Source organism: Proteus sp. fly-1067 (assembly GCF_040139345.1).
Lineage (GTDB): Bacteria > Pseudomonadota > Gammaproteobacteria > Enterobacterales > Enterobacteriaceae > Proteus > Proteus vulgaris_B.
The window spans coordinates 1-14,215 of sequence record NZ_JBEEUL010000001.1 but is presented as its reverse complement, the minus strand read 5'-3'; the positions used below and the strand labels follow the sequence as shown (position 1 = coordinate 14,215).

General features: G+C 34.0%; 10 protein-coding genes and 1 tRNA gene. 6 read left to right on the top strand and 5 right to left on the bottom strand.

Annotated features, from left to right (window positions below; all coding sequences use genetic code 11):
- Positions 1–90: 90 nt before the first annotated feature.
- The 4 genes from ABN217_RS00055 to ABN217_RS00040 form a co-directional block, all read right to left on the bottom strand.
- Positions 91–267 (bottom strand): GDCCVxC domain-containing (seleno)protein, encoded by a 177-nt coding sequence (locus tag ABN217_RS00055; protein WP_349439188.1) that lies wholly within the window; start codon positions 265–267, stop codon positions 91–93.
- A gap of 179 nt (positions 268–446) precedes the next feature.
- A complete protein-coding gene (locus ABN217_RS00050; RefSeq protein ID WP_196553781.1) occupies positions 447–1,004 on the bottom strand; it encodes a fused DSP-PTPase phosphatase/NAD kinase-like protein in 558 nt (185 codons plus the stop codon).
- 119 nt (positions 1,005–1,123) lie between these two features.
- A tRNA-Arg gene (locus tag ABN217_RS00045) sits at positions 1,124–1,198 on the bottom strand.
- 195 nt (positions 1,199–1,393) lie between these two features.
- On the bottom strand, positions 1,394–2,170 hold the full coding sequence (locus ABN217_RS00040; RefSeq protein ID WP_196553782.1) for an AraC family transcriptional regulator: 777 nt from the start codon (positions 2,168–2,170) through the stop codon (positions 1,394–1,396).
- Positions 2,171–2,274: 104 nt separating this feature from the next.
- On the opposite strand from ABN217_RS00040, the gene ABN217_RS00035 reads away from it, so the two are divergent.
- The 6 genes from ABN217_RS00035 (at position 2,275) to ABN217_RS00010 (ending at position 11,081) form a co-directional block, all read left to right on the top strand.
- Complete coding sequence (locus tag ABN217_RS00035; protein WP_349458933.1) at positions 2,275–3,078, top strand: sulfite exporter TauE/SafE family protein; 804 nt, start codon at positions 2,275–2,277, stop codon at positions 3,076–3,078.
- 872 nt (positions 3,079–3,950) lie between these two features.
- Positions 3,951–6,230, top strand: a complete 2,280-nt coding sequence (gene phsA, locus ABN217_RS00030) for a thiosulfate reductase PhsA (RefSeq protein WP_196553784.1) — start codon at positions 3,951–3,953, stop codon at positions 6,228–6,230.
- Positions 6,231–6,244: 14 nt separating this feature from the next.
- Positions 6,245–6,823 carry a 4Fe-4S dicluster domain-containing protein gene (locus tag ABN217_RS00025; RefSeq protein ID WP_196553785.1) on the top strand — a complete coding sequence of 193 codons (579 nt, stop codon included), beginning with the start codon at positions 6,245–6,247 and terminating at the stop codon, positions 6,821–6,823.
- Entirely contained in the window at positions 6,820–7,599 is a 780-nt protein-coding gene (gene phsC / locus ABN217_RS00020; protein ID WP_196553786.1) for a thiosulfate reductase cytochrome B subunit, read from the top strand. Before ABN217_RS00025 ends, phsC begins: the two co-directional genes overlap by 4 nt.
- A gap of 278 nt (positions 7,600–7,877) precedes the next feature.
- Positions 7,878–10,019, top strand: coding sequence for a TonB-dependent receptor (locus ABN217_RS00015; RefSeq protein WP_349458932.1), 2,142 nt, complete (start codon positions 7,878–7,880; stop codon positions 10,017–10,019).
- A 12-nt stretch (positions 10,020–10,031) separates the two neighbouring features.
- Complete coding sequence (locus ABN217_RS00010; protein ID WP_349458931.1) at positions 10,032–11,081, top strand: ABC transporter substrate-binding protein; 1,050 nt, start codon at positions 10,032–10,034, stop codon at positions 11,079–11,081.
- Positions 11,082–11,671: 590 nt separating this feature from the next.
- Here ABN217_RS00010 and ABN217_RS00005 read toward each other — a convergent pair.
- A complete protein-coding gene (locus ABN217_RS00005; RefSeq protein ID WP_072068753.1) occupies positions 11,672–11,974 on the bottom strand; it encodes a helix-turn-helix domain-containing protein in 303 nt (100 codons plus the stop codon).
- Between the last annotated feature and the right edge of the window lie 2,241 nt (positions 11,975–14,215).

Here is a 14,215-nt window from a genome sequence, read left to right as displayed (position 1 = left end):
ATATCTTTTAAAATAAAAGCAATAAGTTAGCTAATATTTAATTTCCCTTTGAATATAAAGATATTTTATTTAACTGTTATAGATAGATAATTACTTATTCTCATTTTGGCAGCAATATGATAATTTCTCAGATAATTTCGCCTCTTGAATAGGCAGGCAAGAGACTGTTCTATAAGAATAAAATACACAGCAATCTCCTTCAAGAGATTTTAATAAAGTATGACAATGAGTGCATTTATAAAACCATTGGCAAGCATCTTTTAGCATTATTTCTATTTTTTCGTATGACAATGCGGGCAAGTAATTTCTGACATCAAGTTAATCTAATTACTTAACATTTTATTTCCACATAAATTTATAAATATCATCTTTGTTATTTAGAATACGCTATTTTTATTTTTCAATAGCGTATAAAACAAAAAAATCATTTGCTTATCTGTTACTTACTAATCGAATACTTGTTGTTTTATTACTGAAATATCCACATCTTCTAAATATTGAACAATATTAGGGAAAAAAAGCTCGTGATATCCATACTCTTTTTTTCTTAATTCAGTAATTGCTTGCTCTTTTGTCCAATTTTCAAAGATTAACCGATACATTGCTATGACTGTTCCTGTACGATCACTACCATGCCAGCAATGTACTAATACTGGTCCAGACGAACTGTTTATTTTACGCAATACCGCAATAATATCCTCATCAGTTATTCTACCTGCGTTCATTTTTACTTGAAAAGCTTCTAATTGCGTATTCTTTACATCATCACTATCACTATGATATTCACGTAAATTAATAATCGTTTTTATACCTTGAGCTTCCAACCATTTCATTTCGCCCGGCGTTGGTTGTCCTGAACGATAAATTTTTTCTGAAACTTGATAAAAATTTTCAGGCGGTACAGGAATATCAGTTGGCCTTGAATTACATCCTATCAGCAGAAAAAAATAAGCAATAAATAAAAACTTCAAATAGCGAATATCATTAATTGATTTTATTTCCATATAAAAACCTAAAAGGATTATGAATTATTGAACGAGAAGGTGAAATTTTGGTGATAATAGCGCGAATTGATAGACAATGCTCTAGGAATAATTTCTGTATTTACAGACTAGGTAATAGATGGCGTTCCCTACAGGAATCGAACCTGTAACTAGCCCTTAGGAGGGGCTTGTTATATCCATTTAACTAAGGGAACATACGTAGGAAAATCAAGTATGACTTATGGACGGGCTATATTTTACCCCCCTCACTCTCTATTAATCAAGTTTTAACGCACTGATATTGGAAGGAATTTTTTTGTTTCTTTTTTGAACAATGTAATTTGACTTAAAAAGTATCTGATAAATATCATCATCACTGATTATGTTTATTCTTATATATGTCTGTTTTATTAAAACTCTTTCAATTGCTTTAAAAATAATTTCGGTGAGTATCCCATCTCTTTATTAAACATCGCACTAAAGGCACTCGGATTCTCATACCCTAATTCTAAAGCAATTTCAGTGACTGAATGACCTTTCTTTAACGCCGTTAGTGCATACATTAAACATGCTTTTTGACGCCAATCTCGAAAAGAAAGCCCTGTTTCCTTATGAAATAAACGAGTAAAAGTGCGTAGGCTCTTATTTAACTTCTCAGCCCACATTTCTGGCGTAGTACGAATATTTGGTTGTGACATAAATTCAGTACATAACGCATCTAATAAAGCATGTTGGGGCAAAGGTGTAAAATAAGGTAATGGTTTAGCCTGAGCTAATTCATGACAAAGTAACGTTAATAAAGCGCTATCTCTCCCACCTAAATCATAAAACAAAGGAAGTTGATTTGCTGAAAGTAATAGCTGATGAAGCAAAGGAGAAACCTGCAAAACCTCACAATATTCCGAATAACGAGGTACTTTATTCGGCTCAATGTAGAGACTATAAGTGCTACTACCCAACATTAATACTTGATGTATTTTTTCAGCAGGGATCCACACACCACTGTAAGGTAATACAATCCATTGGCCATCTTCTGTTTTGACTTTCATTACGCCATTGGGTGCATATAAAAATTGCGCTCGCCGATGATGATGTGCTTCAAGTAATGTGTCATAAGGATAATCAGAGCCTAATGCCAAAATTTCACGAGGAAGATGATCCACACTGTTAATATCGATATTACGCATAATATTAAAATTGTCCTAAATTCATATAAACTTGTCATTATCACGTGGGTAAGCCATCATTTTATTCTATATTGTTAATCTCCTGACTCAACAGGAGATTTGAAATGACACTCTGGCTGGTTTCTTTTGGTTTAATTTCAGGCATCACAACATGGTTATTTGGCTTTGGCGGTGGCTTTGTCACGGTTCCCCTACTCTATACACTTATTCTGACACTCTGGGGAATAAACAGCTTACCTGCTGAGCATGCAATGCAAATAGCTGTTGCAACCTCTGCATTAATTATGTTGTTTTCTGCAACAGTCACAACAATTAAACACCATAAAGCAAAAAGGCTTGATTGGCATATCATGTTCATCCTTTTTATTGGGATTGCTTTTGGAGGGATTTTAGGTGCTCTTCTCGCATTAACGGTTGAAGGTACTTGGATCAAATGGATTTTTATTGGTTATCTCTTTATCACTATTTTAGATTGTTATTTTCGCCCTGGTTTTATGGCTCCTACTTACCACACAAAAAAAGTGACTAAAGGAAGAGAAACAATTAATGGTGTAGTCATTGGTATTATTGCCGCTTTTTTAGGGGTTGGCGGAAGTGTAATGACAGTACCTTTATTGCGCCGTAGAGGAACACCCATGGCACAATCAGCAGCAATGGCAAATGCATTAACCTTACCTTTAGCTCTCACGGCAACATTTACTTATGTCGCCCTTTCTTTTACGTCACCTTTAAATAATGAATCTGGTTTTATTGGTTATATTTGGCTAAAGGCAGCCTTTATTCTGATTTGTAGCACATGGATAGGTTTAAAGATTTCTGAGCATTTTTTATCCCGTATTCCCGACAAATGGCATGCAAGGGTTTACCCCCTATTACTGAGCCTTGTCTTAATTGTTATGTTGTTTTAAATCCTTTCTTTTATATAAGAAAGATAGACAGAAAAATAGACAGAAAAATAACTTTGACAACATGCAAACAAAGTGGCTTTCAATATTCATGAGCCACTTTGTTTTTAACACTTACTTTAAACCTTTTCCTACGCATATTTACTTGGCATTAATATTATTAATATGCACAAAACAAAAAATAGCTCTTTTTGACAATCAATACACAGCCCGATAACTATTAGCTTTATTAATTAATATTTAAACATAATGAATAATAATTTATAGATTGTCTCATTTTTAGTATCAGTTTGATTACGTTTCAATGAGCATTTTTCGTATAAAATGTCATCTGTTTATTTTTCTCTTTTATTCGTATTTATTATGAAACTAATAAGTTATCTATTTTTTAAAAATTATATTTTAAGAAGAAACTGGATTTAAATAATGCTAAGAAATATTATTTGATTTTATTTTTAAATAACAAATTAATTACAATAGCACCGACATTCGATATATAAATTATTATATATCGGTGGCCTTTTTTGTCAATTATTTATTGTAATTAATCATATATTTAAAATACACTTTAATAAAACAAATTAATGGCATAAGTAAGTGAATTTAAAAGAAGTAAGCTTTATTGTCATATCCTCTAAGATCCTCTCTTCCTCCTCAAAACCTTTATAATATAAGTTAATAAAAGAAAATAATTATCATTTAATTTTGTCTATTTTAGTTAATTTATTTTGTGACATTTATTAACGTCTTATTCTCTATTATTTATTATTTACAACTAAGTCATCACTTATAGATTAATAAATTGGAGACGCCTTCAAATATTTATTTAACCGCCTGTATATAATATTTAGCTATAAGAAGAAACTGGAGGTTATATGAGTATTAGTCGTCGTTCTTTCATTAAGGGGATGGGGATAGGATGTGTGGGTTGTACCGTAAGTAGTTTACCACCGGGTGCACTTGCATTTAATCCTGTAGATTCTCTTAAGGGTCAGTCAACATTAACACCTAGTCTATGTGAGATGTGCTCTTATCGTTGTCCTATAGAAGCTCAGGTTGTTAACAATAAAACTGTATTTATCCAAGGAAACAGAAACGCAGAGCATCAAAGTAGCCGAGTTTGTGCCAGAGGTGGAAGTGGCGTTAGCCTCGTTAACGATCCAAATCGTATTGTCAAACCGATGAAACACAAAGGCCCTAGAGGTGCAGGTGAATGGGAAGTCATAAGCTGGGAGCAAGCCTATAAAGAAATAGCTGAAAAGATGAATGCCATAAAACAAAGCTATGGCGCAGAGAGTATTTCATTTTCTTCAAAATCAGGCTCACTCTCCTCTCATTTATTCCATCTTGCCGCAGCCTTTGGCTCACCAAATACGTTTACACATGCATCAACCTGCCCAGCAGGTAAAGCCATTGCTGCATCCGTTATGATGGGTGGCGATCTGGCAATGGATTTAGCAAATTCAAAATATATTCTTTCTTTTGGTCATAACCTGTATGAAGGTATTGAAGTTGCTGAAACGCATGAACTGATGACAGCACAAGAACGTGGTGCAAAATTAGTCAGTTTTGATCCTCGTTTATCTGTTGTTTCAAGTAAAGCAGACGAGTGGTTCGCAATCCGCCCTGGCGGTGATTTGCCAGTTCTAATGGCAATGTGCCATATATTAATTAAAGAAGATCTCTACGATAAAGAATTTGTTGAGAAATTTACGGTAGGTTTCCCACAATTAAAAGAGGTTCTACAAGATACAACCCCTGAATGGGCTCAAGCGCACTCAGATGTTCCCGCTCAAGATATTGCTCGTATCGCCAGAGAAATTGCAGCAAAAGCCCCTCATGCACTGATTATGCCTGGTCACCGCGCAACCTTTAATAAAGAAGAGATCAATATGCGCAGAATGATCTTCACCTTCAATGCTTTACTAGGCAATATTGAACGTGAAGGTGGTATGTATCAGAAAAAAGCAGCAGCAAAATACAATAAATTAGCAGGTATTAATGTTGCTCCTGAATTGGCAAAACCAAGTGTCAAAGGTATGCCTGAAATTACCGCAAAACGCATTGATGCAACAGCACCTCAATTTAAATATATCAATAAAGGTGGCGGTATTGTTCAATCAATTATCGACTCAACATTAGAAGGCGTACCGTATCAGACAAAAGCATGGATTATGTCTCGTCATAACCCATTCCAAACAGTCAGTTGCCGTCCTGAGCTAGAAAAAGCAGCACAGAAGTTGGACTTAATTGTCAGTTGTGATGTGTATTTAAGCGAAAGTGCCGCTTATGCCGATTATTTATTACCTGAATGTACCTACTTGGAACGTGATGAAGAAGTTGCTGATGTATCAGGTTTAAATCCTGCATATGCGTTAAGACAACAAGTGGTTGAACCTATTGGTGATACTAAGCCAAGTTGGTTAATTTGGATGGAATTAGGTAAAAAACTGGGATTAGAAGCCTATTTCCCTTGGGAAAACATGGGAGTAAGACAGCTTTATCAAGTTAATGGTAGCGAAGCACTATACAAAGAGATGCATAAAAAAGGCTATATATCTTATGGTATTCCATTATTGTTACGCGAACCTTCTTATGTAAAAGCTTTTGTTGAGCAATATCCAGAAGCCATCAAACATGTTGATAGCAATGACACAATGGAAAAAGCGCTATCATTTAAATCACCAAGTGGCTTAATTGAAATCTACTCTGAAGAATTAGAAAGCCGTTTAGAAAACTACGGTATTCCACGCTTCCACAACTTCCCATTAAAAGAAAAAGACGAGCTTTATTTTATTCAAGGTAAAGTCGCCGTTCATACTAATGGTGCAACACAATATGTGCCGTTATTAGCTGAATTAATGTGGGAAAACCCAGTTTGGCTTCATCCAGAAACAGCAAAAAATCATGGTATTAAACATGGTGATGAAATCATTCTGGAAAACAGTATAGGTAAAGAAAAAGCACACGCTTTAATCACTGAAGGCATTCGCCCTGACACTGTATTTGTTTATATGGGTTCGGGTGCTAAAGCAGGTGCAAAAACAGCAGCGACTACAACAGGTGTTCACTGTGGCAACTTATTACCTCATGAAATTAGTCCTGTATCGGGTACTGATGTGCATACATCAGGTGTCAGAATTAGTCGGGCTTAAGGAAAAAAATAACGATGAACAATAATGATAAACAATTTGTCATGCTACATGATGAAAAACGTTGCATTGGGTGTCAGGCCTGTACTGTTGCGTGTAAAGTCATCAATGACATTCCTGAAGGTTTCAGCCGACTTCAAGTTCAAATTCAAGGCCCACACAACGATGAGGCGGGTGCTCCACATTATCAATTTTTCCGTGTGTCATGTCAGCACTGTGAAGATGCACCTTGTGTTTCTGTTTGCCCAACTGGAGCCTCTTTTATTGATGAAAATGGCATCGTACAGGTGAAAAAAGAGTTGTGTATTGGCTGTGATTATTGTGTTGGAGCATGTCCTTACCATGTTCGTTATATCAACCCAATGACACACATCGCAGATAAATGTAATTTCTGCTCTGATACTCGATTAGCTGAGGGTGAATTACCTGCGTGTGTAACGGTATGCCCAACAGATGCACTTGCTTTTGGTCGTATTGACTCACCTGAAATTCAGGCTTGGATCAAACAAAAATCCGTTTATCAATACCAATTAGATAATGTCGGAAAACCAAGTTTATTCCGTCGTAAAGAAATCCATCAGGGGGATAAAGCATGACTAGTATCTGGGGAGCAGAACTCCATTATACGCCAGATTATTGGCCTGTATGGTTAATGGCGGCAGGTTTATTAATCGTTGCCATGATAGCAATTTTGGTTATTCATGGCTTACTACGCTATGCCCTTGCACCAAAACAGTCTGGTCATTACGAAGAAGAACGTGTTTATTTATATTCTAAAGCGATCCGTTTTTGGCACTGGGGTAATGCTTTACTGTTTATCCTATTATTACTAAGTGGCTTTTTAGGGCATTTCTCTATCGGAAATGTCACTTCAATGGTGCTATTACATAAAATCTGTGGTTTCGTACTTATCGCGTTCTGGATTGGTTTTATTCTTATCAATCTAACAACCAGTAATGGCGTACATTACAAAGTAAGATTTAGTGGATTAATTGCACGTTGTATCAAACAAGCTCGTTTTTACCTCTATGGCATAATGAAAGGTGAGCCTCATCCTTTTGCTGCAACTGAAACTGATAAGTTTAACCCTCTTCAACAACTGGCTTACTTAGGTGTGATGTTTGGTTTAGTACCACTATTACTTGTTACTGGATTATTATGTTTATATCCAGAAGTACTTGGCTATGGCTATTGGATGTTAAAAGCACACTTAGTCTTGGGTATTGTGGCATTAATGTTTATTTGTGCTCACTTCTATTTATGTACATTAGGTGACACTTTTACACAGACATTCCGCAGCATGGTTGATGGTCATCATCGCCACCAAAAACATGATACTCATGGTTCAGTAACTAAAAAAGCAGAGCGTTAATTCCCTCTGGTTACGCCTTACAAAAGGATCATTATCTAAAATGCCCGTGTAAACGGGTATTTTTTTGATCTTAATTCAGAAGTAATTTCATAATCTTATTATTAGCAAATATATCATTTTATTTACATGTTATTCGGTGTATAGTCGGCGCCCTCCATCGCTATATAAAAACTTATATAATGAATCATATTGCTTCACATCTGCGATGAGCATCGTTGTATAAATTTTTTAATATTGATGAATTTAAATAATTAAAAAATACATTTTGGGAGCCAATCGTGAAGAAATTTATCATTTCGACAATAGCTTGTGCTATAGCACAAACATTAGCCATATCAGCAAGCATAGCCACTGACAACGCTGAAAAAATCATCGTTACTGCACAACCAGTGAATAATAGTGAGGCTGGCGCGGGATTTGTAACTCGTGAAGTTGATATGGGACCCTTAGGTGAGAAAAAATGGTTAGATACACCTTACACAACAAACACCTTAACTCAATCTATGATTGAAAATCAACAAGTTACCAATGTTTCGGATATCTTAAAATATAATGCCTCCTCCCAAATGCAAGCACGTGGTGGTATGGATGTTGGTCGCCCTCAAAACCGTGGAATGCAGGGCAACGTTGTTGCTAACTCTCGTTTAGATGGTGTGAATATTATTTCTACCACCGCCTTTCCTATCGAAATGCTTGAACGTGTGGATATTATAAATGGCCTAACAGGTTCACTCTATGGGCCAGCAAGTCCAAGTGGACAATTTAATTTCACACAAAAACGTCCAACCTTAAAACGCTTAACTTCACTGAATGCTACTTATGTCAATGATAACCAATTTAAAGGCCATCTTGATTTAGGTGGTTTTATTGATGATAACAACACTTTTGGTTATCGCATTAATCTAATGCATGATGAAGGTAAAGGTTATGTTGCCGGTAGTAAAACACGTCGCCAGCTTATTAGTACTGCTTTTGATTGGAATATCTCTTCTGATACCGTGCTAGAAGTGAATTTTAGTGATTATTGGTTTAAAAAAATGGGTTATCCTGGTGCATTTTCTTATGGATCAAAAGTCACCACATTACCTGATGCACCGGATCCAACTAAAACAGGCTATGGTCAAGCTTTTGCGGGTGTTGATCTACATACCAGAACAGTAAGTAGCCGACTAAAACATGATTTTAATGAAGATTGGCAAATAAATGCTGCAATCGGCTATCAAACTGCCGATCGCGGATTCCGTTCTGTTTCTAACCAGCTAAGTAATGATGGTAAGCACTTTACACCAACATTATCTGTTCCTTCTACTTATGGTCGTTTTACGGTTTTAAGTCATTCTATCAATGTTAATGGTCATGTGATGACAGGCACACTTTCTCATGATTTAGTCCTCGCTACTAGTGGTTATCGTTGGGATATTTACGGAGCAAATGGTAACGATCTGAAATTTACATTGCCAACACAAGATATTAATAATCCACATCGTTATGATGATCCTTCTAATGAAGGCTTCTATACTGGTAGCGCTCGCACTAAAAATAGTCGCTCACAAGTTCAATCCGTTACTTTAGGTGATACCGTTACCTTTAATCCTCAATGGTCAGTGATGGGATCGCTAAGCCAAAACTGGATCAAAGAAACTTCCTATCGTGCAGGTGGTGAAAATCATACTGAAAATGGTTTAAGTCCTGCCGTCGCATTAATGTTTAAACCGATCCCGGAAGTGATGACTTATGTTTCTTATGCAGATTCATTAGAAGAAGGTGATTCAGCACCCGATACTGCAAATAACAAAGGTGAAGTACTAAAACCTTACCGTAGTGAACAATGGGAAATAGGTGTTAAATCACAAATTGGTGATCTCAATTTAAATGCAGCTATTTTCCAATTAGAACGTCCTTTTGCTTATGTAGGAAATGACAATATATTTAAAGAGCAAGGCAAACAACGTAACCGGGGATTAGAGCTGATTGCTAATGGACAAGTAACCAATGAATTGTTCGTATTCAGTAGTATGACATGGTTAGATCCCACATTAACCAATACTGGAAAAGCTGAAACCCAAAATAAAGATGTTGTGGGTGTACCAAAATATCAAGCAAATTTATTAGCTGAATACCATTACCCTACCGCACCAAATGTTATCTACAGTGCTAATATTCACTACACCGGAAAACGTGCGGCAAATACCACAAATACAATGTGGGCAAAAGCCTATACCACGCTCGATTTAGGTGCTCGTTATCAAACACAGTATTGGAATAAAAAAACAACTTTCCGTGTGAATTTGGATAACGTTACCAATGAACATTATTGGGCGTCTATCTTCTCTGGTAACCAAAATGGTGCAATTGGTGGTGCTAATGCTTTCTTAGGTACACCTCGCCAAATTTCCGCATCTATCAGTATTGAACTCTAAGAGGATAGTTAAATGTATAAAGGTTTTTTTAAAACCCTGTGCATTGTATTACTGGGAGGTTCGGCCCTCAGTACCTCTTCCAATGTACAGGCTCAAAGAAGTGTTCAATATTATCAAGACCAATCGATTACTGTTCCAGATTCACCAGAACGAGTCGCCACTAGTTGGAATGCACAAAATGCAATCCTTGCGATGCTTGGTGCTGGAGATAAAATTGTTTCTACAACCGATTTAGTCAAAACCATTCCTTTTTTTACCGAGATTGTTCCAGCTATAAAAATGGCTTCAATTTCCAGTAAAGGTAATAATGACACACTGAATATCGAAACATTAATTATTAGTCAGCCTCAAATCTTTTTTGCAACAGGAAAACTATCTGATGCACAAATGACAATGCTAGAAAATGCAGGGATCAGTGTTGCATTGTTAAAGTCAGGCTCAATGGACGCCTTGTTAGAAAGAACCCTGATTACGGGGGAAATTTTAGGCTCAAGTAGCCACCAATTAGCAAAAGATTATTTAGCTTACTTTCAGCGTAATACAGCGCTTGTAAAGAGCGTAATAAGCGAGATAAGCATCAAGGAGCCAATAAAGGTTTATCATGCTTTTGGGTCGCCCTTAAGAACATCAGGCGCACCTTCGCTAAATCATGATTGGATAACACTTGCTGGGGGAGTCAATATTGCAGAGCATTGGTTTGACAATGTACCTACTCGAGCAGGTGAAGTTTCTTTAGAACAAGTCATTCATGCCAACCCTGATGTTATTGTTACTATGTATGCAAGAGATACGGAAATCATCAAGAATTCACCTGAATGGCAATCAATTACTGCAGTACGTGAAGGCCGTGTCTACACAAATCCCAAAGGTCTATTTTGGTGGTGTAGAGAAACGACTGAAGAAGCTTTACAATTTTTATGGCTTGCAACGATTTTATACCCAGAGCAAACACAACACATTGATATCATCAAAGAGACAAAACAGTTTTACCAAACATTTTTTAATATCTCCCTAAGTGATCAACAGCTCGAATATATTTTGACGCCACCACTCAAAGACTAAACTGACAGCCTTTTCATCATGAAGGTGAAGAGGCTGTAGGCTCTCTCTTATAGGAAGATTATCTGTTACCATTCCTACATTGCCATTAAATGCTTAAATTTAAAAAATTGATCTATTCCCAATTTCTAACCCGATTCTCTTTTTCAATTTTTATCGTACTAATGTTTATTCTTTTTAAATTCCTTGATATAAAACACATAAGTTATACATTAATAGCTTTGAAAATGTTATCAAAGAGTAAAATGATAGTAGGTAATATAAAAGCTGATTAGCAAGAGATTTATATTTATAGGTATTTACCCTCCTGTTAATTTACACATAACAATAGGTATTTGAGTATATTTTTACAGATATGTAAGTCTCAGGTATTCTGCAATAACATTTTTCTTTTTCTTGACGAGAATTAAAACTTTTCATTTCCCTAAAAACGTAAAATGCCCTAATAAGGGCATTGATATTATATAGAGGATTTATTCTCCTAACTAAGAAAATTCTTATTATTTACTAATCTTAAAGATATACAGATATAAGAATTATCCTACTAAATTTAGTTATTCTAAAATGAGTTATCCTCTAATTTAAAAATATTTTTAGAAAATAGAAAGAGCCTTACTATCGAAATGAGCTGGAATATGTTGTTCATTATGCTCAATTTCTTGAGTCATTCCACCTGTTACTTCTTCAAAGAAGCTACCAATATTAACACCTAGCACTTCAAGTACTCTAACTAAGCAATCAATATCAATACGGTTTACACCACGCTCATAACGAAATAACTGTTGTTCACTAATATCAATCTCTTTTGCTAACTGAAATACAGTATAACCCTGAGATTTTCTTAATGACTTAATTTTTTGTCCAACTGCATAAGCGACTGGATACTTGCTACTCATAATATGTTCTCGCTTTTCACTTTGATTGATATCTAATTTATAATGGTGTGTTATCGCGCAATAATATATAAATTTATATATTATCGAGGACACCTTTTTGTTTTAATAAAATATTATTTTTTAGTAGATAAGAAATATTACAATTCATAACATGACTTATCATATGTAAATAATATACTACGCATTTAAACACTTTCAACCAGTCGAAAAAAGACAATGAAGACTTAGCACTTTACTCATACTAGTAAACAATACCTAGGATAACGATATATATTCTTTATTTTCATATAGTTAAAATATTTTATTTATAAAATAGCGCTTTTTTTTTCTTAAACTTTACTCATTAATTAGAATTATCACCTGCAAGCATACTAATTTAAAGTGTGATAACCTAAATTGTGCAAAAATAAGTCAAGTTATATTAGTCTAATTTATTTAAAATAATAAATTAACCTCATAAAGAAGGTAATTTTCTTATTTTTCTGAAAGAGCTTAAGTAATGTCAATGAAATCTGATGGATTTACAGCATAACAAAAATTATCATTTAAAATTAGTGAGTTGCACTCATTACATTAACATTAAGATATAGATCACCTTTTAAACATTTGTTAATAAATATATATAAGCATAAACCCTTAGCGTTTCAGCTAAATATATTTAAGATGTAATAAATCTTTATTGTACTCGAATAAATAGGCAATATATTTAATTAATCATTTTTTTTGAATTTCTATTAATGAATAACTAATTTTTATTATTAATAAAATTAAAAATCTCATTTACACAATAAAAAAACGTAATCACTTGCATAAATATTTTTTGCTTTATCAGTAAGTTATTCTACATCTAAGATCACCACAACAAAATTTGAACACTTTATCGCCATATTATTCTATTCTTTCTTTTTCACTCAAATACACGCATTTTGATAGCGTAAAAATAGAATTTTTATTGCAACTTAAATTAAATTTAAAAATGAATGATCTGTTAAATATCCATTTTAGTATGATCTAATTTTGTTAAAAAGCACAAGAAATATTCTTTTTACGTCCTAAGTATTAATACTCACTCTATATAAGAGTTATTCTTAGTCCGAAATAAACATTAATATTTTTATATAATTTATATTCCTGTCAAATGCACAATTTTCTCCATTTTAAGTAAAAAATGAAATTAACCACTTAAGGACAAATCAATTAATGATGAAATAAGTTCTTTTTGCTTTATATCATTTGTTACGTAGTTCATTATTGCGAATAAATTGACAAATATCAATTTTTTACAAAAATAATATAAAAATCATTTAGTTAGAATTGGATTTTTAACTTTATAATTATTTAAAAGAAGGATAAAAAAATTTAAATATTATTATATTTAATCATTTAATTTCATCATGTTAGTAATAAATGGATGATGATTAAGAAAGATTAACTATAAAATTGTATTTTTTATCTTTATTCCTTCAATTTCCTTATTAAAAATAAAAAAATGTACTTTTTTATAGTCATAAAAAATGCCTTAACTCACTAATTTTAAAAAGGTTTTATCGTGTTAAGCACACTAAAGTCACTCAATATACTGTTTTTAAAGTTATTTAATTTTATAAATAAACCGAAAAAGCCTATAGATCATCAAAAAAAGAGTAGATCTTTCTTTCGAACCGCTCTCGTTTTTTGAATATTTCAGGCGAATACATGGAAAGTATTCAAAAATTGCTCATCTTTATTTAAAAAATAGAGTACCAATTAAGGCATGAAAACCCTTATTTCCTCTTTGAGGACACCTCTATTTTCTGGATAAAATATAACAGAATGTAAAAAAGCGTAATGAAAAACCGTCTATTAACTTTTTGCATCATATAGAAGACTTAATGTCTGAATAGACTAAAAACAACCTTATAGAAACAGAGTGCATAAGAGGAAAGAAGCAAAGTAAACGAGATGTACCGTGGGACATGAAAATAAATGAAACCATTAGAATGACTTAGAAAGCACACACACTAAAGTAAGTGTAATAGGAAAAACGATGCAATAACTCATAAAAAGCTAATTTAAAAAATCAATCGGTGAAGTTGTAGAGAAATACATAAATAAAACGTTAACTCACTGATCTGTAATTATGATCATTTAAAGAAAATATAGGAAGTAATGAGATAGGATAAAAGAAGTGGTGGGCGGTATTGGGCTCGAACCAACGACCTCCTCCTTGTAAGGGAGATGCTCTACCAACTGAGCTAACCG